The sequence below is a fragment of the Streptomyces chartreusis genome, assembly GCF_008704715.1.
In the GTDB taxonomy this organism is placed as follows: Bacteria; Actinomycetota; Actinomycetes; order Streptomycetales; family Streptomycetaceae; genus Streptomyces; species Streptomyces chartreusis.
This window is the reverse complement of the sequence record NZ_CP023689.1, coordinates 4240649-4259458: the sequence shown is the minus strand read 5'-3', so window position 1 is coordinate 4259458 and position 18810 is coordinate 4240649. Positions and strand designations below refer to the sequence as shown.

19 protein-coding genes are annotated in these 18810 nt (G+C 71.8%); 11 read left to right on the top strand and 8 right to left on the bottom strand.

Going from position 1 to position 18810, the window contains the following annotated elements:
* Positions 1 to 29 precede the first annotated feature (29 nt).
* Both CP983_RS18200 and CP983_RS18195 read left to right on the top strand, forming a co-directional pair.
* Entirely contained in the window at positions 30 to 1508 is a 1479-nt protein-coding gene (locus CP983_RS18200) for an acetyl-CoA C-acetyltransferase (protein WP_229914945.1), read from the top strand.
* Between the two features lie 236 nt (positions 1509 to 1744).
* Positions 1745 to 3673 (top strand): AMP-dependent synthetase/ligase, encoded by a 1929-nt coding sequence (locus CP983_RS18195; protein WP_150500505.1) that lies wholly within the window; start codon positions 1745 to 1747, stop codon positions 3671 to 3673.
* 17 nt (positions 3674 to 3690) lie between these two features.
* Here the strand turns inward: CP983_RS18195 and CP983_RS18190 are convergent, their stop codons facing one another.
* On the bottom strand, positions 3691 to 4230 hold the full coding sequence (locus CP983_RS18190) for a hypothetical protein (protein ID WP_150500503.1): 540 nt from the start codon (positions 4228 to 4230) through the stop codon (positions 3691 to 3693).
* 240 nt (positions 4231 to 4470) lie between these two features.
* Between CP983_RS18190 and CP983_RS18185 the strand changes: the two genes are divergently transcribed.
* Positions 4471 to 5607 carry a sugar ABC transporter substrate-binding protein gene (locus tag CP983_RS18185; RefSeq protein ID WP_125527020.1) on the top strand — a complete coding sequence of 379 codons (1137 nt, stop codon included), beginning with the start codon at positions 4471 to 4473 and terminating at the stop codon, positions 5605 to 5607.
* Here the strand turns inward: CP983_RS18185 and CP983_RS18180 are convergent, their stop codons facing one another.
* Positions 5608 to 6498 (bottom strand): LysR family transcriptional regulator, encoded by an 891-nt coding sequence (locus CP983_RS18180; protein WP_150500501.1) that lies wholly within the window; start codon positions 6496 to 6498, stop codon positions 5608 to 5610. It abuts the gene before it with no gap.
* 281 nt (positions 6499 to 6779) lie between these two features.
* Between CP983_RS18180 and kstD the strand changes: the two genes are divergently transcribed.
* Positions 6780 to 8552, top strand: a complete 1773-nt coding sequence (gene kstD / locus CP983_RS18175) for a 3-oxosteroid 1-dehydrogenase (RefSeq protein WP_150500499.1) — start codon at positions 6780 to 6782, stop codon at positions 8550 to 8552.
* Positions 8553 to 8612: 60 nt separating this feature from the next.
* Here kstD and CP983_RS18165 read toward each other — a convergent pair whose 3' ends face one another.
* Genes CP983_RS18165 through CP983_RS18150 form a run of 4 tightly spaced genes read right to left on the bottom strand, consistent with a single transcriptional unit; the run spans position 8613 to position 10567 of the window.
* Positions 8613 to 9260, bottom strand: coding sequence for a class I SAM-dependent DNA methyltransferase (locus tag CP983_RS18165; RefSeq protein WP_150500497.1), 648 nt, complete (start codon positions 9258 to 9260; stop codon positions 8613 to 8615).
* A gap of 59 nt (positions 9261 to 9319) precedes the next feature.
* Complete coding sequence (locus CP983_RS18160) at positions 9320 to 9568, bottom strand: glycine zipper domain-containing protein (protein WP_150500495.1); 249 nt, start codon at positions 9566 to 9568, stop codon at positions 9320 to 9322.
* A gap of 25 nt (positions 9569 to 9593) precedes the next feature.
* Positions 9594 to 9908 (bottom strand): AzlD domain-containing protein, encoded by a 315-nt coding sequence (locus tag CP983_RS18155; RefSeq protein ID WP_107904288.1) that lies wholly within the window; start codon positions 9906 to 9908, stop codon positions 9594 to 9596.
* Positions 9905 to 10567 (bottom strand): AzlC family ABC transporter permease, encoded by a 663-nt coding sequence (locus CP983_RS18150; protein WP_229914944.1) that lies wholly within the window; start codon positions 10565 to 10567, stop codon positions 9905 to 9907. The genes CP983_RS18155 and CP983_RS18150 overlap by 4 nt, the downstream gene beginning before the upstream one ends.
* A gap of 106 nt (positions 10568 to 10673) precedes the next feature.
* Here CP983_RS18150 and CP983_RS18145 point away from each other — a divergent pair, with 106 nt between their 5' ends.
* Positions 10674 to 11222, top strand: coding sequence for a helix-turn-helix domain-containing protein (locus CP983_RS18145; protein WP_150500494.1), 549 nt, complete (start codon positions 10674 to 10676; stop codon positions 11220 to 11222).
* A 94-nt stretch (positions 11223 to 11316) separates the two neighbouring features.
* Here the strand turns inward: CP983_RS18145 and CP983_RS18140 are convergent, their stop codons facing one another.
* Entirely contained in the window at positions 11317 to 11520 is a 204-nt protein-coding gene (locus tag CP983_RS18140; protein WP_003992177.1) for a cold-shock protein, read from the bottom strand.
* 356 nt (positions 11521 to 11876) lie between these two features.
* Here CP983_RS18140 and CP983_RS18135 point away from each other — a divergent pair, with 356 nt between their 5' ends.
* The 5 genes from CP983_RS18135 to CP983_RS18115 all read left to right on the top strand — a co-directional run bounded on the left by CP983_RS18135 (position 11877) and on the right by CP983_RS18115 (position 17205).
* Complete coding sequence (locus CP983_RS18135) at positions 11877 to 12725, top strand: menaquinone biosynthetic enzyme MqnA/MqnD family protein (RefSeq protein WP_030958190.1); 849 nt, start codon at positions 11877 to 11879, stop codon at positions 12723 to 12725.
* Between the two features lie 60 nt (positions 12726 to 12785).
* Positions 12786 to 14555 carry a serine/threonine-protein kinase gene (locus tag CP983_RS18130; RefSeq protein ID WP_150500492.1) on the top strand — a complete coding sequence of 590 codons (1770 nt, stop codon included), beginning with the start codon at positions 12786 to 12788 and terminating at the stop codon, positions 14553 to 14555.
* A gap of 19 nt (positions 14556 to 14574) precedes the next feature.
* The gene (locus CP983_RS18125) at positions 14575 to 15300 is read left to right on the top strand and encodes a prepilin peptidase (RefSeq protein ID WP_373309860.1); all 726 of its coding nucleotides are present in this window, start codon (positions 14575 to 14577) and stop codon (positions 15298 to 15300) included.
* Positions 15301 to 15392: 92 nt separating this feature from the next.
* Positions 15393 to 16592: a cyclic dehypoxanthinyl futalosine synthase gene (mqnC, locus tag CP983_RS18120; protein ID WP_107904271.1), complete on the top strand. Its 1200-nt coding sequence runs from the start codon at positions 15393 to 15395 to the stop codon at positions 16590 to 16592.
* Between the two features lie 7 nt (positions 16593 to 16599).
* Positions 16600 to 17205 carry a hypothetical protein gene (locus CP983_RS18115; RefSeq protein ID WP_150500488.1) on the top strand — a complete coding sequence of 202 codons (606 nt, stop codon included), beginning with the start codon at positions 16600 to 16602 and terminating at the stop codon, positions 17203 to 17205.
* A gap of 18 nt (positions 17206 to 17223) precedes the next feature.
* Here CP983_RS18115 and CP983_RS18110 read toward each other — a convergent pair whose 3' ends face one another.
* Positions 17224 to 18252 carry a chitinase gene (locus CP983_RS18110; RefSeq protein ID WP_150500486.1) on the bottom strand — a complete coding sequence of 343 codons (1029 nt, stop codon included), beginning with the start codon at positions 18250 to 18252 and terminating at the stop codon, positions 17224 to 17226.
* Positions 18253 to 18477: 225 nt separating this feature from the next.
* Between CP983_RS18110 and CP983_RS18105 the strand changes: the two genes are divergently transcribed.
* Positions 18478 to 18810 (top strand): hypothetical protein, encoded by a 333-nt coding sequence (locus CP983_RS18105; RefSeq protein WP_373309858.1) that lies wholly within the window; start codon positions 18478 to 18480, stop codon positions 18808 to 18810.

Below are 18810 nucleotides of genomic sequence, written 5' to 3'. Positions count from 1 at the left end.
GCCTTGGTGGACGTGAGGAGTGGGTGGAGATGAGCCCCAGCGAGAGCTCCGGGACGAGCACCGGCGACAGCTCTGGGACCAGCACCGGCGAGAGCTCGGGCACGGGCTCCCGAAAGAGCCCCGGCGCGACCCCCGCCAAGCGCTCGGGCGGGAGCTCCGCCAAGCGCTCGGGCACGACCCCCTCCAAGAGCTCCGGCGCGATCCCCGCCAACCGCTCGGGCACGAGTTCCGCTCCGGCCCCCGCGGTCCGGCGCGTCGCGGTCATCGGCGGCACCCGCACCCCCTTCGCCCGCTCCGACGGCCCGTACGCCACCGCGTCCAACCAGGACATGCTCACGGCCGCCCTCGACGGCCTGGTCGAACGGTACGGACTCGGCGACCCGGGCGCCGTCGGCGAGTTCGTCGCCGGGGCCGTCCTCAAGCACAGCCGTGACTTCAACCTCGCCCGCGAGACCGTCCTCGGCTCGGAACTGGACGCCCGCACGCCCGCGTACGACATCCAGCAGGCCTGCGGCACCGGCCTCCAGGCCGTCATCGCCGCCGCCAACAAGATCGCGCTCGGCCAGACCGAGGCGGCGATCGCGGGCGGCGCGGACACGGCGAGCGACGCGCCCCTCGGCGTCAACGACCGTCTGCGGCGCATCCTGTTGGAGGCCCGGCGGGCCAAGTCGCTCGGCGGCCGGGTCAAGGCGCTCTCCCGGGTGCGGCCCTCCCACCTCGTCCCGGACATCCCCCGTAACGCCGAGCCGCGCACGAAGCTCTCCATGGGTGAGCACGCCGCCGTCACGGCACGGGCGTGGGGTGTCACCCGCGAGGCCCAGGACGAACTCGCGGCGGCGAGTCACCGGCGGCTGGCGGCGGCGTACGAACGCGGCTTCTTCGAGGACCTGGTCGTGCCCTTCCGGGGGCTGGACCGGGACCAGAACCTGCGCCCCGGCTCGACGCCGGAGAAACTCGCCGCGCTGAAGCCGGTGTTCGGCCTGGACGGGGAGCACCCGACGATGACGGCGGGCAACTCGACGCCGCTGACGGACGGGGCGGCTCTGGTGCTGCTGGCGAGCGAGGAGTGGGCCGAGCGCCGGGGGCTGGAGCCGCTGGCCTACCTCACCGCCCACGAGACGGCGGCCGTGGACTTCGTGCACGGCGACGTGGCGGGCGGCGAGGACGGACTGCTGATGGCACCGGCGTACGCCGTCCCGCGCATGCTGGAGCGGGCCGGACTCGGCCTGGACGACTTCGAGTTCGTGGAGGTCCACGAGGCCTTCGCCTCCCAGGTGCTGGCCACGCTGGCGGCGTGGGAGAAGCGCGGGCTCGCCCCCGTGGACCGCGCCCGGCTGAACGTCAACGGCTCGTCGCTGGCGACCGGTCACCCGTTCGCGGCGACCGGGGCCCGCATCGTGGCGACGCTCGCCAAGTCGCTCGCGGAGAGCGGTGGTTCGGGGCGCGGGCTGATCTCGGTCTGCGCGGCCGGCGGGCAGGGCGTGACGGCGATTCTGGAGCGAAGGTAAGGATCGGGTGAGGCGAAGCTGAGTGCCCCTCACATAAACCCCGAGGTTGCACATACCCGGCTCCGGACCACCGCCGAACCCGCACAACCCCCACACTCGCGAGCCGTACGATCTCCTGCCTAACCAGCGGTAACCCCTTTCCGCAGGCCTCCGCAGGTGAACACCAAGGTGCGCGAGGCACGTACGTCATGCAGCAAGCAGATTTCCTCGCTGCAAGCCCGTCGCAGGAGCCGCCCGTGTCCACCTCGCTTCCGTCCTTCGCCCCCTCGGCCGCCTTCCATGACGCCCCGGGACCGACCCTGGTGCAGCCGGAGACGAGGCGATTGGACGGCGTCGTACGGGAGGCGTACGTGCCGCCGTTCGCGCCGCCGGTCACCCACGGCTCGCTCGCGGACCTGCCGTTCGACAACGCGGAGGCGGCTCCCGACGCCGTCGTCCTCAGCCGCAAGGGCGCGGACGGGCAGTGGACGGACGTGACGGCGGCCGAGTTCGCCGAGCAGGTGCAGCAGGTGGCGAAGGGGCTGATCGGCGAGGGCCTGGTGCCCGGGGACCGGATCGCCGTCATGGCCCGCACCTGCTACGAGTGGACGCTGCTCGACTTCGCCGCATGGGCGGCCGGCCTGGTGACGGTCCCCGTCTATCCCACCTCCTCCGTCTTCCAGACCCGCTGGATCCTCCAGGACTCCGGCGCGGTGGCCCTGGTCACCGAGACCGCGGGCCAGGCGGCCGCGCTCGGCCCCGAGCTGGACCGGGTGCCCGACCTGCGCCACATGTGGGTGATGGAGAAGGGCCATGTGGACCGGCTCGCGGAGGCCGGCGCGCAGCAGCCCGACGGGGAAGTGGCCGTACGGCGGGGCATGCTGGTGCCGGACACGCTGGCGACCCTCATCTACACGTCCGGCACGACGGGCCGCCCCAAGGGCTGCGCGCTGAGCCACAGCAACTTCTTCGCCGAGGTCGACAACGCCATCGAGCTGCTCTACCCGATCTTCAAGACGCGGACCAGCGAAGAGGCGTCGGTGCTGCTCTTCCTGCCGATGTCGCACGTCTTCGGCCGGATGGTGGCGGTGGCCTGCGTACGGGCCCGGGTGCGCCTCGGGCACGCGCCGAGCCTGAAGGCGGAGGACCTGCTGCCGGACCTCGCCGCGTTCCGCCCGACCTGTCTGCTGACCATCCCCTACATGCTGGAGAAGGTCTTCAACTCCGCCCGCGCCAAGGCCGAGACGGGCGGCCGGGCCTCCTCCTTCGACCGCGCGGCGTCGGTCGCCGAGCGCTACGGCGAGGCGCTGGAGGCCCGCGCGTCCGGGACCGGCGGCGGCCCGAACACGGCCCTCAAGGCCGCCCGCGCCTTCTACGACCCGCTGGTCTACCGCCGTATCCGCAACGCGATGGGCGGCCGTGTGAAGTACGCGATCTGCGGCGGCTCCCCGCTCGGCCGACGCCTGGCCGCCTTCTACGCCGGGGCGGGCATCGAGATCTACGAGGGCTACGGCCTCACGGAGACGACCGCCGCCGCGACCGTGACACCGCCGCTCAAGCCCCGCCTGGGCACCGTCGGCTGGCCGCTGCCCGGCACCCGCGTCCGGATCGCCGCCGACGGCGAGATCCTCGTCTCCGGTGACCAGGTGCTGCGCGGCTACTGGGACCCGGCCGCCGGTGGCGTCGTCCCGGCGGCGGCGGACGGCTGGCTGCCGACCGGGGACATCGGGGCCCTGGACGACGACGGCTATCTGACGATCACCGGCCGCAAGAAGGAACTCCTCATCACCGCGGGCGGCAAGAGCGTGGCCCCGGCACCCCTGGAGAACTGGCTGCGCTCGCACCCGCTGATCTCCCAGTGCATGGTCCTGGGCGACCGCCGCCCCTACGTCTCCGCGCTGATCACCCTGGACATGGACGGCGTCACCCACTGGCGCCGGATGAACGGCAAGCACTCCGTCCCCGCCGAACTCCTCGTCGACGACCCGGAGCTGAGGGCGATCCTGCAACGCGCCATCGACGAGGCCAACAAGCTCGTCTCCCGCCCGGAGTCCATCCGCCGCTTCACGATCCTGCCGACGGACTTCACGGAGATGGACGGCCACCTGACCCCGTCGATGAAGCTGCGACGGGACGTGGTCATGCGGGACTTCGCGGGAGAGGTGGAGGGGTTGTACGCGAAGTGACCGACCGAAGCGACCCCTCAGCCCGCACTGCCGGCGGTCTTCAGAGCACGCTCCAGCAGCCGTTCGGCGAGGTCGCCGAAGGCCGTGCTCAGGTTCTTGTCCGAGATGCGATGGGCGTAGGACTGGAAGACCAGGGCGGCCGAGGCCTGGACGGCGGGCGACACGCGGTTCGGGTCGGTGATCAGCTGCTCCCGCAGCTGGACCGGCACCGGCCACTTCTTCGGCCAGGGCAGCTTCGGCGGCTCGGGACAGATGTCGTCCCCGACCTCCCTGAGGACCTCGGCCGGTTTACGGCCCGCCAGACTCGCCGCGATCGTCGCGTCCGCCACCGAGACGGCCATGCCGCGCACGGACGCGAGCAGGCCGTCGCCGGGCGGCAGCGGCTGCGGGTTCAGGCGCTCGCCGTCCACCGCCGACCGGAAGCCGATGGGGATGCCGGGGGCATGGATGGGGTTCGGCGGAACCGGCGGCTCGACGATCTCCCAGAGCCGTGGGTCGAGACCGGCCAGCATCTCCATGACCTCGACGGTCAGCGCGGCACGGGAGGCGGTTGCCATGGTGGCTCCCTTCGTGGATCTCGGGTGTCAGCGGGAGACCGTAGGTCGTTTTGGTACGACTGTTCGGGCATTCACCCGATCGAGGGCGAGCCTGTCGTCACTGCAGGGTCAACTCCGTGTACGGAGCATGAAGAACGGTTGCTGTCTCGTTACGACAACCGCTTGACGTGACATGCCCTGTCCGCGTTGGCTACCGCCACCCGGGTAGCAACGCCGCTCCTCCGCTCGGAAGGCCCAGTAGTGAACGCTCGCACCCCCCACACCTCCGCCGTACGCCGGATCGGCATAGCCCTCGTCGCCTCCGCCTCGGCGATGTCGCTCACCGCGTGCGGCGTCATCGACGGCATCGGGGGCGGTGACAGCTCGGCCTCGCCGGAGAAGGGCGACGACATCACGGTGGGGCTGCTGCTGCCCGACAAGGAGACCGCACGCTTCGAGAAGTTCGACTACCCGCTCATCAAGAAGGAAGTCGGCAACCTCACCGACGACAAGGGCAAGGTCGTCTACGCCAACGCCGGGTCGAGCCCGGAGAAGCAGAGCGAGCAGTTCCAGCAGATGATCGACGAGAAGGTCGACGTCGTGCTGGTGGACGCGGTGGACGCCAAGGCCATCGCCCCGCAGGTGCAGAAGTCGAAGGACGCGGGCATCCCCGTCATCGCCTACGACCGCCTCGCCGAGGGCCCCATCGACGCCTACGTCTCCCACGACAACGAACTCGTCGGCGAGGTGCAGGGCCGCTCCCTCGTCGAGGAACTCGGCGACAAGGCAGCGAGCAGCAAGGTCGTCATGATGAACGGCGACCCTGCCGACCCGAACACCGACCGCTTCAAGAAGGGCGCCCTCACGGAGCTCGACGGCGCGGTGAACATCGTCAAGAAGTACGACACCGAGAAGTGGTCGCCCGAGGCCGCCAAGGCCAACATGCAGAAGGCGATCGCCTCCGTCGGGGTCTCCGGCATCGGTGCCGTCTACTCCGCGAACGACGGCATGGCCGGGGCCGTGATCGACGCGCTCAAGGAGGCCGGCGCGAGCACGATCCCCCCGGTGACCGGGCAGGACGCGAACCTGGACGCGGTCCAGCGGATCGTCTCGGGCGAGCAGTTCATGACGGTGTACAAGCCCTTCCTGCTGGAGGCGACCAACGCCGCGAAGATGGCCGTGTACCGGGTGCAGGGCCGCGACCTGGAGTTCGACTCGCTGACCCAGGACTCGGTCGACAGCCCCACCCAGGACGACATCCCGGCCCAGCTGGTGACGGTGATCGCCCTGACGCAGGGCAACATCGAGGAGACGGTGGTCAAGGACGGCGTCTACACCGTCGACCAGATCTGCACCCCCGAGTACAAGGCGGACTGCGACCGGATCGGCCTGAAGTAGTCAGCCCCGGCGGTAGCTCTCCACCAGGTCCGCGAACGCCCTGGCCGGCGGGCCGAGCGCGTCCCACCGGCGCACGGCCCAGCCCACGGGCAGCGGACGCAGCGCGGGCACCGGGATCAGCCGCAGCTCGCCGTCGCCGGGGACCGCCAGCCCCGGCAGCGCGGGCACGACCGCCCGTCCGACCCCCAGCTCGGCCAGCAGCAGCGCCGTGTCCCAGTCGGCGACGCTGGTGTCCTGCGCGAACCGGACGCCCAACTCGGCGCAGGCGGCGTCCAGATGAGCCGCCGACGCGGAGTTCGGCGGCAGCCGGATCAGCCGTACGCCGGCCATGTCGGCCCCGGCGTCGACGTACGGCCGTCCGGCCAGCGGGTCGTCGGCCCGTACCGCCAGCACCCACGGCAGCTCCACCACCGGCCGCTGCTCGATGCCGCGCACCGGCGGCCCGAGGGTGATCCAGGCCAGGTCGAGCGTGCCGTCGGCCAGCGCGTCGAAGCTGCCCCGCCCCGAACTGACCGTGCGGAACTCCAGATTGACCCGGGGATGCCGGCGCCGGTACGCGACCACCGCCTCCGACATGAAGTGCCGTACGGTCGTCGCCCCAGTCGCCACCCGCACGTACCCGCTCTCGCCGTCGAGCAGGTCCCGCAGCTGCCGTACCGCCAGATCGAGCCCGGATATGCCCTCCGCGGCCGCGGCCTCCAGTACCCGGCCGGCCTGTGTCGGCACCACTCCCCGGGGCTGGCGCTCCAGCAGCGCGACACCGGTCTCCCGTTCCAGCCGCTTCACGTGCTGGCTCACGGCCGACTGGGTGCAGCCCAGCTCCCGCGCCACCGAGCTGAGACTTCCGGCCCGGCACACGGCCACGAACACCCGCAGGTCATCGAGGGTCATGACACCCAAGCTAATGCTTGGGTGAGGCCATAAATCCCAAGGATTGACTGGGCTTTGCCCGATGGACGACGATCCTTGACGGGCCCGGGCGGCAACCCGCTCCTCGCCCCCCGTCGGAGTCCGGACCATGGCGGGGGGAGGGGGCGGGTGCCGACCCAACACGAGCGACGGAGGGCTTCAGCTCCCGTGCCTTGCGCTTGACTTCACAAGGCATCCGCGTCACATTCGCATTTCTGACACACCCTCAGAAATGCGGAGTCGTCCAGGCGGGAGCTGCCCCCATGACCACCAGCGCGCACCCTTCCCGAAGACATGTCCTGGCCGCCGGTGCCGCGGGCACGGCCACCACCGCCCTCGGGCTCACCGCGGTCTCGCAGCAGACCGCGCGGGCGGCCGACCTGCCGCTCCTCGGTACGTACGACGTCGTGGTCGTCGGCTCGGGCGCGGCCGGCATGACCGCCGCCCTCACCGCCGCGGCGCAGGGCCTGAGCTGTGTGGTGCTGGAGAAGGCGCCCACCTTCGGCGGGTCCGCCGCCCGGTCCGGTGCCGGGATCTGGATCCCCAACAACTCCGTGCTGCTGGCGGCGGGCGTGCCGGACACGCCCGCGAAGGCCGCCGCCTATCTCTCCGCCGTCGTCGGCCCGGACGTGCCCGAGGACCGGCAGCGGGCCTTCCTCGCCCACGGCCCGGCGATGCTCTCCCTGGTCATGGCCCGCAGCCCTCTGCGTTTCCGCTGGATGGAGGGGTACAGCGACTACTACCCCGAGCTGCCCGGAGGACTGCCGAACGGCCGCTCCATCGAACCCGACCAACTCGACGGCAACCTCCTGGGCGCCGAACTGGCACGCCTGAACCCGCCGTACATGGACGTGCCCGCCGGCATGGTCGTCTTCAGCGCCGACTACAAGTGGCTGGCCCTGGCCGCGGTGAACGCCAAGGGCGCAGCCGTGGCCACCCAGTGCCTGGCACGCGGTACGGCGGCCGCCCTGCGTGGCGAGAAGCCGCTGACCATGGGCCAGTCGCTGGCGGCCGGGCTGCGGCTCGGGCTCCGCTCGGCGGGGGTGCCCGTATGGCTCGGCACACCGCTGAGCGATCTCCACGTCGAGGACGGCGCCGTGACCGGGGCGGTCGTCACCCGGGACGGCGGTCCGGGCCTGGTCCGCGCCCGGCGAGGGGTGATCGTCGGCTCGGGCGGCTTCGAGCACAACGCGGCGATGCGCGCGCAGTACCAGCGGCAGCCCATCGGCACGGACTGGACGGTCGGCGCGAAGGAGAACACCGGCGACGGCATCCGGGCCGGACACCGGCTGGGCGCCGCGCTCGGCCTCATGGACGACGCCTGGTGGGGCCCGGCGATCCCGGTCCCCGGCCAGCCGTACTTCTGCCTGGCCGAACGCACCCTCCCCGGCGGGCTGCTGGTCAACGCGGCGGGCGCCCGCTTCGTCAACGAGGCCGCCCCCTACAGCGACGTCGTCCACACCATGTACGACGTCCACGACACCAGCCCGGCCATCCCGTCCTGGCTGATCGTCGACCAGCACTACCGCAACCGCTACCTCTTCAAGGACGTCCTGCCGACCCTGCCCTTCCCGGCCGCCTGGTACGACTCGGGTGCCGCGCACAAGGCCTGGACGCTGGACGCGCTCGCCGCCTCGATCGGCGTCCCGGCGACGGCCCTGCGCACCACGGTGGACCGCTTCAACTCGCAGGCCCTGAGAGGGAAGGACCCCGACTTCCACCGGGGCGACAGCGCCTACGACCACTACTACACGGACCCGTCCGTGCTGCCCAACTCCTGCCTGGCACCCCTCTGGCTGCCCCCGTACCACGCCTTCCGCATCGTCCCCGGCGACCTCGGCACCAAGGGCGGCCTCCTCACCGACGCCCGCGCCCGGGTGCTGCGGGAGGACGGCTCGGTCATCCGGGGCCTGTACGCGGCGGGCAACGCGAGCGCGGCCGTCATGGGGCACAGCTACGCGGGCGCGGGCTCGACGATCGGCCCGGCGATGACCTTCGGGTACATCGCCGCGAAGGACATAGCCGGGACCCTGTAGCGGAGGCCACCCGGGCCACCCGGGCCACCCGGGCCACCCGGGTTACTCGGGCTACCCGGGTTACTCGGGCTTTCTGGCGATCAGGAACGCCTGCTGCGAGGTCTCGTCGAGCGCCGGGTCCGGCTCGCGGACGGTCCGGGAGACGAGGGCGAAGCCTGCCGCCGTCAGCAGCCCGGCGATGTGCTCGGGCCGCCGCCGCTGGAAGGTGAGCGCGACCGGGTGGCCGAAGGGCCGGTCGTGGTGCCGGTGTTCGTCGCCGGCCTGGAAGGCGACGAGCAGCGGCGCGCCCGGCGCCAGCACCCGGTGGAACTCGGCGAACAGAGCGGGCAGTCGCTCCACGGGTGTGTGGATGGAGGAGTAGAAGGACAGCGCGCCGGCCAGCGTGCCGTCGGGCAGGTCGAGCTCCAGCATCGAGCCCTGCTCGAACCGCAGCTCCGGGTTCTCGCGGCGGGCGATCGCGAGCATCGACTCCGACAGGTCGACCCCGTACACGGGCAGCCCCAGCGCGGCGAGGCGCGCTGTCGTACGGCCCGGTCCGCAGCCCAGGTCGGCCACCGGCCCGTCCCCGTCGACGAGTTCGGCGAACAGGGTGAGGATCGCCCGCTCCAGGGGCCTGTTCGCGAGCTCGTCCTGGAAGAGGACCGCGTAGTCCTCGGCGATGGCGTCGTAGAAGGTGCGTGTGGTGGCCAGAAAGTCGGAGTCGGTCATGGCGCGGGACCCTAGCCAACGGCACTGACAGTGCCGGGCAGCCCGGTAGTTGCCCTCGGCTACTCGGTGCCCTGTCCCGGCTGTTCGCCGTCGCCCCGCGTCCCGCCCGCCCCGATCGCGGTGCCGACGGCGACACCCAGGCACAGCCCCAGCCCCAGCCCGAGCGCCAGGTTGTCGAAGACGATCAGCCCGAGGACCAGGCCGATGCTGGTGCCGAGGGCCAGCCCGATGGACAGGCCCGTCGCCAGTCTGTTGTCGGCGGGGGACCCGCCCTCTTCCCTGTGGTTGTTCTCGTCCTGGCCGGTCATCCGGCGATTTTCGCACGCGGGCGGCTCACGCCAGGCCCGCCGCCCGCAGCAGCGCCGCCGCCCCGGCCGCCCCCAGCACCACGACCGGGAACGGCGCCCGCCGCCACGCGAGGACGCCCCCGACCAGCACTCCGGCCGGCCGCGCCCACCCCGCGAAGCCGCCGCCCTCCGTCAGCGCCCCCGTCGCCAGCAGCGCCACCAGCAGCACCACCGCGGCGGCCGACAGCAACTCCTGTACCCGGTCCGGGAGTTCGACCCGCCCGTGCAGCGCCGGCCCGACCAGCCGGAAGGCATACGTCCCCACCGCCAGCACCAGGATCACGGCGACCGTGGCGTTCACGCCGCCCCCTCCTTGCGGCCGTACCGGACCAGCCCCGCCAGCGCCAGCAGCACCGGCACCCCCGCGGGGACGGCCGGTGTCACGGCCAGGGCCAGTGCGGCGCCGAGCAGCGCGCACCGGCGGATGCGGGCGTCCGTGCGCAGGGTGGGCAGGACCAGTGCCACCAGGACGGCCGGGAAGGCGGCGTCGAGGCCGTACCTCGCCGTGTCGCCGAGCGCGGTCCCGGCCAGCGCACCGGCCAGGACACCGATGTTCCAGGCGGCGAACAGACCGAGCCCGTTCACCCAGAACGCCGCCCGGCGCCGCACCGGATCGGGCTGGGCGAGCGTGAAGGCCACCGTCTCGTCGGTGACGAGGTGGGCGCCGAGGAAACGGGCGAGCCGGCTCCGGCCGCCGAGGACGTCGGCGACGGCGAGGCTGAAGGCCGCCGTGCGCGTGTTCAGCAGCAGTCCGGTGGCCGCCGCGGCGAGCGGCCCGCCCCCGGCGAGCAGCACGCCGACCGCGCTGAACTGCGCCGACCCCGCGTACACGATCAGCGACATCGCCACCGGCACCCAGACCGGCAGCCCGCCGGCGACCGAGATCGCGCCGAAGGAGACGCCGACGACACCGCTCGCCAGCCAGACGAGCGCACTGTCGCGCACCAGAGGTGCCATCATCGGTGTTCGGAGTAGCGAACGCATGTTTCCCAGAATGAACAAGCGATCGGCTGTTCGTCAAGCCGAACGAACGTACCTGTAGAGCGAACGACGGGAAGTGAACCGGATGAGCGAGCCCCTCGCGTGGATCGCCGTCGCCCTGCGCCGCGAGCGCACCCGGGCCGGGCTGTCGCTGTCGGAGCTGGCCAAGCGGGCCGGGATCGCGAAGTCCACGCTGTCCCAGCTGGAGGCGGGCGGCGGAAACCCCAGCGTGGAGACGCTGTGGGCACTGGGGGTCGCGCTCGGTGTGCCGTTCAGCGTGCTGGTCGAGCCGCCGGCGCCGGCCGTGCAGGTGATCCGTGCGGGTGAAGGGCCCACGGTGGCCTCGGAGCGGGCGGACTTCGTGGCCACGCTGCTCTCCGCGAGCCCGCCCGGCGCGCGCCGGGACATCTACCACCTGAGCGCGGAGCCGGGCCCGCCCCGGGAGTCGGACCCGCACATTCCGGGGACCGTGGAGCATCTGATCGTCAGCACCGGCCGGGTGAAGGCGGGTCCCCGGGGCGACGAGGCCGAGCTCGGTCCCGGCGACTACATGTCGTACCGGGGGGATGTGCCGCACTCCTACGGGGCGCTCGCGCCCGGAACCACGTTCGTGCTGGTCATGCAGCACATCTGAGCAAAAGGCAGGAGCCCCGTCGCCTTGCGGCACGGGGCTCCTTGGGTACTGCTATCTGTTCCGGATCAAAGCACCAGGCTCCGAGACCGAATGATCAGACGGGGGTGACGTTCTCCGCCTGCGGGCCCTTCGGGCCCTGGGTCACGTCGAAGGAGACCTGCTGGTTCTCCTCCAGCGAACGGAAGCCGCTCGCGTTGATCGCGGAGTAGTGAACGAAGACGTCGGGGCCGCCGCCTTCCTGGGCGATGAAGCCAAAGCCCTTTTCGGCGTTGAACCACTTCACGGTTCCGGTAGCCATAAGCCCTCCTTGGGCCCAAAGGGTTGCCCTGCTCCAGAACCCTGCAAGTGTGAAAACAAAGTCCCGCACAACTGCATACGTCTGAAAACGACGAGAGCCCGCGGTTACATGCTCCGCAGGCTCTGTACTGCAAGGGAAACCAAACTGCAACTTGCGGCGAGCCTAGCACGCAGGCAGCCGAAAGCAATAGAGGCCAAGATCACGTCACTCGGACGTTTGAAGGCGCGTTTCATGTTGACGGGCCGAAGGCCTACACGGTGACGGTTCGAATCCGACACTCGGGTGAAGGGAGGTTGTGACGAGGGTGTCACGACCCTGAAGGCTGCACGCTACCTCATGGGGTCTAGTCTCGCGATGTGGACAATTCTCGCACCCGGCCGCGCGTAGGCCACATCCAGTTCCTGAACTGCCTGCCCCTTTACTGGGGGCTCGCGAGAACGGGCACCCTGCTCGACTTCGAGCTCACCAAGGACACCCCCGAGAAGCTGAGCGAGCGGCTCGTGCGGGGAGACCTCGACATCGGCCCGATCACCCTGGTCGAGTTCCTGCGCAACGCCGACGACCTGGTCGCCTTCCCCGACATCGCTGTGGGCTGCGACGGCCCGGTGATGTCCTGCGTGATCGTCTCGCAGGTCCCGCTGGACGAACTGGACGGCGCCCGCGTCGCCCTCGGCTCGACCTCGCGCACCTCGGTCCGGCTGGCCCAGCTGCTGCTCGCCGAGCGCTACGGCGTCCAGCCCGACTACTACACCTGCCCGCCCGACCTCAGCCTGATGATGCAGGAGGCCGAGGCCGCCGTACTCATCGGGGACGCCGCGCTGCGGGCGAACCTGCTGGACGGGCCGCGCTACGGCCTCGAGGTGCACGACCTCGGCGCGCTGTGGAAGGAGTGGACCGGCCTGCCCTTCGTCTTCGCCGTCTGGGCGGCGCGCCGGGACTATCTGGAGCGCGAACCGGTCATCACCCGCCGGGTCCACGAGGCGTTCCTCGACTCCCGCAACCTCTCCCTGGAAGAGGTGAGCAAGGTCGCCGAGCAGGCGGCCCGCTGGGAGGCCTTCGACGAGCAGGTCCTGGAGCGGTACTTCACCACCCTCGATTTCCGGTTCGGCGGCCCGCAGCTGGCCGCGGTCGCGGAGTTCGCGCGAAGGGTGGGGCCGACCACCGGATTCCCGGCGGATGTGAAGGTCGATCTGCTCCAGCCGTAAAGCACACGGTGATTCCGCACTAATCTGCTGACGGTTCCTACGGGGGAGGGATGGACGCGGATGCAGCCGCTCGGAGTTGACGAGCCCACGGTCGTCGGACCGTACCGGCTGCTCGGCCGGCTCGGTTCCGGCGGCATGGGGCGGGTGTACCTGGGGCGCAGCGCGGGCGGCCGCACGGTCGCCGTCAAGATCGTGCACCCCCACTTCGCCCTCGACGAGGAGTTCCGCGCGCGCTTCCGCCGGGAGGTGGAGGCGGCCCGCCGGGTGGGCGGCGCGTGGACGGCACCCGTCCTGGACGCCGATCCGGAGGCGCCGGTGCCGTGGGTGGCCACGGCGTACGCGGCGGGTCCCTCGCTGACGTCCGCCGTCGCGGACTCGGGCGCGCTGCCGCCCCATTCGGTACGAGCGCTCGGCGCGGGTCTCGCGGAGGCGCTGGCGGCGGTGCACGAACTGGGCCTGGTGCACCGGGACGTGAAGCCGTCGAACGTCCTGCTCACCCTCGACGGACCCCTGCTCATCGACTTCGGCATCGCCCGCGCCATGGACGGCACCGCGTCCCTGACGTCGACCGGCGTCTCGATCGGCTCCCCGGGCTACATGTCGCCCGAGCAGATCCTCGGCAAGGGGGCCACGGGAGCGGCGGACGTCTTCTCGCTGGGTGCCGTGCTGGCGTACGCGGCGACCGGGGAGCCGCCGTTCTCCGGGGACTCGTCGGCGGCACTCCTCTACAAGGTCGTCCACGAGGAGCCCGAACTCGACGCGCTGGACGGTGAGCTGCGGGAGCTGGTGGCGGCCTGCCTGGTGAAGGACCCGGGCGCCCGGCCCGCACCCGGTGAGGTGGCCCGGCGGCTGGCTCCGCAGGGCGCGGCCCGCCTGGTCGCGGGCGGCTGGCTGCCGGGGCCGCTGGTGGAGCAGGTCAGCCGCGGTGCGGTGCGGCTGCTCAATCTGGAGGCGGGGGAGGACGTCTCGTCGGGGCCCGTCCGATTCGACCTGCCCTCGGTCGGGGCCGTGGAGACGACGGCCGGCGGTGAGGCGGCCGGGCGGGCGACGGTGGGGGAGTTCGGCCCGCCACCGGTTATGGGAGGTCCCGCCACGCCGACGCCCATGCCCATGCCCATGCCTTCCACGCCTTTCACGCCGGTGTCCGCACCGCCCGTTGCCCCGCCCTCGTCACCCGCTGCCGTACCGGAACCGCGTGACGCGCCGCCGCCGCAGGACGCCGTACCCGGCTCCGAGCACCGGCCCGGCAAGCTCGCCGTGTCCGTCGCCGCGTCCTCGACGCCCGGGGAGGGCGGCCGTGGGCGGCGGATGAGCTGCACGGTGGCGCTGGCCGTCGCGGGTGCGCTGGCGGCCGTGACCGTGGGGTCGGTGTTCGTGTTCGAGCTGCTGCCCGGCGGGGAGAAGGACTCCGCGAGCGGGGACACCGGAGCCGCGTCGTCCCAGGCGCCCCAGGAGTCCGACGCCCCGGCCGGGAGCGCGGTGCCGGACCGCTACCTCGGTACCTGGGAGGGCAAGGCCACCGTCCTGGACGGCGCCCTGCCCGCCGGCACCTTCCGGCTCACCGTGCACAAGGCCGACGTCGGCGACGAGGTGGGCACCCTCCGGCAGGCCGACCTGCTCGGCGGTGCCTGCAACGACGTACTGACCCTGAAGAAGGCCTCGGCGAAGGAGCTCGTCGTGACGTCCGTGGGCCGCAGGTCGAACCACGGCGGCTGCAACCCGACCCCGCACACCGTCCGGATCACACCCTCCGGCGACGACCTCGTGTACCGGTCGGAGAGCGACGACGAGGGCAATCCCGAGGCACGCCTGTCGAAGGTCCAGCGGTGACGGGCCCCTGGGAGTGAGCGTGTTCGCCGTGGTCGTCGTCGCCGCGCTCTGGGGCCTGGCGGCGGGCCTCCTCCTGCCCCGGGCGGCCTACCGCTTCTCCGCGCCGGACGAGGAGGGGTGGCGGGAGCACTGCCCCGGCGGGCATCCGATACCGGGGTGGCTCGGCCGGGCCCGGTGCACGCGATGCGAGGCGGGCACCTCGTACGGCCCGGGCGCCGCCGCGCTCGGCACCGCCACCGCCCTGGTCTGCGCCGCCCTCGCCGCCGCCACCGGCACCCGCCCCGAACTGGGCGTCTGGCTGCTGCTGGCACCGGTCGGCGTGCTGCTCACGGTGGTCGACCTCCGGGTACGGCGGCTGCCGAACCCGCTCACGCTCTCCCTCGCCGGCGCCACGCTCGGGCTGCTCGGCCTGGTCGCCCTCGTCCCCGAGCACGCCGGCGACTGGCCGACCGCGGTGTGGGGCGCGCTCGCGCTGGGCGCCGGGTACTACGCGCTGCACCTGATCAACCCCGCCGGCATGGGGTTCGGCGATGTGAAGCTCGCGCTCGGAGTGGGGGCGGCGCTCGGCTGGTACGGGTGGCCGACCGTGATGCTCGGTACGTTCGCCGGGTTCCTGTTCGGGGCGCTGTACGGCTGGGGGCTCGTCGCGCTGCGGCGGGCCGGGCGCAGATCGGCGATCGCGTTCGGGCCGTTCCTGCTCGGCGGGGCCCTCGCGGGACTGCTGATGGGGGCCTACGCGGCCTGACGTCCGTCCCGTGAACGGCCTGGCGTAGGCTGGTTCGGTCCGCTGCCAACAAGGTGGATCAGTCCACAACCCTTGACGAAAGGGACGCCCCGGTGACCGAGAAGGCCGACCTTCAGTCCGTCCTCGACCGTGCCGCCGCGGGTGGGCGCATCACACCCGACGAGGCGCTGGACCTGTACCGCGACGCCCCGCTGCACGCGCTGGGCGCCGCCGCCGACGCCGTACGCCGCCGCCGGTACGCGGGCACCGAGCACATCGCGACGTACATCATCGAGCGCAACATCAACTACACGAACGTGTGCGTCACGGCGTGCAAGTTCTGCGCGTTCTACGCCGCCCCCAAGGACACCGCCAAGGGCTGGACCCGCGACCTGGACGACATCCTGCGGCGCTGCGCCGAGACCGTCGAACTCGGCGGCACCCAGATCATGTTCCAGGGCGGCCACCACCCGGACTTCGGCGTGGAGTACTACGAGAAGCACTTCGCGGCCATCAAGAAGGACTTCCCGCAGCTCGTCATCCACAGCCTGGGGGCGAGCGAGGTCGAGCACATGGCCCGGATCTCCGGTGTGTCGGTCGAGGAGGCCATCACCCGGATCCACGAGGCCGGACTCGACTCCTTCGCGGGCGCCGGCGCCGAACTGCTGCCCGCGCGGCCGCGCAAGGCCATCGCGCCGCTGAAGGAGAGCGGCGAGCGCTGGCTGGAGATCATGGAGATCGCGCACGGGCTGGGCGTGGAGTCGACGTCGACGATGCTGATGGGCACGGGCGAGACCAACGCCGAGCGCATCGAGCACCTGCGGATGATCCGCGAGGTCCAGGACCGCACGGGCGGCTTCAGGGCCTTCATCCCGTACACCTACCAGCCCGAGAACAACCACCTGAAGGGCCGCACGCAGGCCACGCTCTTCGAGTACCTGCGGATGATCGCCATCGCGCGCCTCTTCATGGACAACATCGCCCACATCCAGGGCTCCTGGCTGACCACCGGCAAGGAGGTCGGCCAGCTGTCGCTGCACTACGGCGCGGACGACCTCGGCTCGATCATGCTGGAGGAGAACGTCGTCTCCTCCGCCGGCGCCAAGCACCGCTCCAACCGGATGGAGATCATCGACCTCATCCGCAAGGCGGGCCGCGTGCCGGCGCAGCGCGCCACGACGTACGAGCACCTCGTCGTGCACGACGACCCGGCGAACGACCCGGTCGACGAGCGGGTCATGTCGCACATCTCGTCCACCGCGATCGCCGGCGGCACGGCTCACCCCGAGCTGAAGATCCTCGCCTCCAACTGACGTACTCGTGCTGACGATCCACGCGGACTCCAGGGGGCGGGCGCTCGCCGTCAAGGGCGCGTGGATCGCCGGCGCCGGGCTGTTGGAGGACCTGGTCGCCGCGCATCCGGGGGCCCGGGTGCGGCAGTGGCCGGGCATCCTCACGCCCGGCCTGATCAACCTCCACGGCAACGAGCTGCTGGAGCAGGCGTACCACCCCGATCCGCGCGAGGCCGACGAGCTGGGCACCGAGCCGCTGACCGGCGACGCGCTGGCGGCCCTCGCCATGGACGACGCCCGCTGGGGCGCGAGCGCCCGGCGCGGGGTGCAGCGGATGCTGGCCCACGGCACGGTCCGCGCGGCCTGCGAGACACTGACCAACCGCGCGGTCCGCGACGCCGTGCACCGCTCGGGGCTTGCGGTCATGGGAAGGATCGGCAGCCCGGGCGGAACGCCGGCCCTCGACCCGTACGCCTCCGGGCTCCCGGTGGAGTTCGCCGAGCCGAGGGAGCCCGACTCGGCGGCGCGGTTCGCCTTCTTCGACGTACGGGACGAGGCGGAGCTCGCGGAGCGGGGGGCGGGCACTTGTGTGGCGACGGTGGTGGACGGCCGGTTGGTGTACCGGCGGCACTGAAGGGCTTTCAGGTCCCGCTCATCCCGAAAACGCCTCCGCGAACGCCCCTTCCTCCTGATCCACCCCACTGCAATTCGTCAGAGCGTCATCCGAGGACGATCCGTCGGCACACTGCTGATCCCGGAACGTCGCCCACATGGACACCCAGCCGATCCCCTTTTCGTCGGCGAACTCCCGTACCTGCGCCGCGTCGTCGAGCGTGAACGTCTCGTTGTCGACGTCATTCGTACCGAGCATCGACGTCAACGCCATCGCCTTCCACGCGGTCGCGTCCGACGTACCGAAAATCTTCTTCAGCTGGGAATGCGTGGCCTTCGCGGACACGAGAGCGTAGTCCCCCATGCCACCGTCGTACGACTCGCCGTAATTCATCGTCATGATGTTCACGGTGGACACCTGGACGTCGTGCTCGTTCGCGGACTCCAGCAGCGCCACGCTGTCGTCGTCCAGCCCGGACGGCATCACCGGCAGCGTGAAGGAGACCTCCAGGTCGGCGCGCTCCTTCTGGAGCAGCGCGATCGCCTCCGACCGCAGGTCCACCGAGTCGGAGTCGGCCAACTGCTCGCCCTCGACGTCGAAGTCGGCCTGCGCGGAACCCGCCGCGTCCAGCGCCGTCCCGTACGCCCGCGCCAGCTCGGAGGCGCTGTCGCAACTCGCCGCCAGTTCCTGGCCGGAGGCCCCGCCGAAGGAGACGCGGACCGAGGCGCCGCCCTGAGTCAGCTTGGAGACACGGGACTTCACGGCCGCGTCGGAGAGGGCGGTGGTGCCGTTCCACTTCGGCGTGCAGTCGCTGCCGTCCGCGATGACGAAGGCCAGGTTGTACGTCGCCGGGGAGCCGGCGGAGTCGTTGGCGGAGGCCTCGGTGGCGCTGACGTAGGGCGCGTACGACGTACCCGACGCGGCGCTCCCGGAGGTTGACGCCCCGGCCCGCGACGGCGTCGGAGCCGCCGCGTCCGCCGTGCCGCCGGAGCCCGCGGAGCACCCCGTGACGGCCAGTGCGAACACGCAGATGAGACAGGCCGCCGACTTCCCTCGGTACGTATGCATGCCGGCAAATCTCTCATCATTTTGAGGCCGTCGTCCAAATTCTCAGGAAAAGGACAGGCTCAGTCTTTTCTCATGGGCGTCTCACATAGAAAGGGAGCCGTGGGCACATAAAGGCTCCCTAACATCCGGGGAATGCATTCCGAGCCTGCCATCGAAAACCGCGCCGCCGAACGGCGTGCACGCGGTCGCCGCCGCAAACGCGGTAACGGGTCCGCAGAGGGGCCCGTGTTCGTTGACAACTCCGGACGCCGCTCCAAGCTGCTGCGGCGCCTCGGCCTCCTGCTCGGCGTCGCCTGTCTCGGCTACGCGGTGGTGCTGGGCATGGCCTTCATGGGCGTCGGCACCTCGCTGAGCCCGTCCCAGCTGCTGCCCTTCGCGAACGGTCAGGGCGGCCCCGGCGGCACGGGCCCGGGCACCGTCCCCCAGGGCGGCCGCGGCAACCCGGTCGCCCCGCCCAGCGGCACCCCGACGGCGCCGCCCTCGGGCGCCCCCGCCCCGTCCGCCGACGCGCCCGCGTCCGCCGCCCCCTCCGCGTCCGACGACGCGTCCGCGAACTGA

What these genes read in the sequence shown, in the direction of transcription:
- CP983_RS18150 (WP_229914944.1), bottom strand. Translation starts at nt 10,567, where the DNA reads ATGATGGCACCTCTGGTGCGCGACAGTGCGCTCGTCTGGCTGGCGAGC.
- CP983_RS18130 (WP_150500492.1), top strand. Translation starts at nt 12,786, where the DNA reads ATGCAGCCGCTCGGAGTTGACGAGCCCACGGTCGTCGGACCGTACCGG.
- CP983_RS18110 (WP_150500486.1), bottom strand. Translation starts at nt 18,252, where the DNA reads ATGCATACGTACCGAGGGAAGTCGGCGGCCTGTCTCATCTGCGTGTTC.
- CP983_RS18140 (WP_003992177.1), bottom strand. Translation starts at nt 11,520, where the DNA reads ATGGCTACCGGAACCGTGAAGTGGTTCAACGCCGAAAAGGGCTTTGGC.
- CP983_RS18145 (WP_150500494.1), top strand. Translation starts at nt 10,674, where the DNA reads ATGAGCGAGCCCCTCGCGTGGATCGCCGTCGCCCTGCGCCGCGAGCGC.
- CP983_RS18180 (WP_150500501.1), bottom strand. Translation starts at nt 6,498, where the DNA reads ATGACCCTCGATGACCTGCGGGTGTTCGTGGCCGTGTGCCGGGCCGGA.
- CP983_RS18160 (WP_150500495.1), bottom strand. Translation starts at nt 9,568, where the DNA reads ATGACCGGCCAGGACGAGAACAACCACAGGGAAGAGGGCGGGTCCCCC.
- CP983_RS18200 (WP_229914945.1), top strand. Translation starts at nt 30, where the DNA reads ATGAGCCCCAGCGAGAGCTCCGGGACGAGCACCGGCGACAGCTCTGGG.
- CP983_RS18165 (WP_150500497.1), bottom strand. Translation starts at nt 9,260, where the DNA reads ATGACCGACTCCGACTTTCTGGCCACCACACGCACCTTCTACGACGCC.
- CP983_RS18190 (WP_150500503.1), bottom strand. Translation starts at nt 4,230, where the DNA reads ATGGCAACCGCCTCCCGTGCCGCGCTGACCGTCGAGGTCATGGAGATG.
- kstD (WP_150500499.1), top strand. Translation starts at nt 6,780, where the DNA reads ATGACCACCAGCGCGCACCCTTCCCGAAGACATGTCCTGGCCGCCGGT.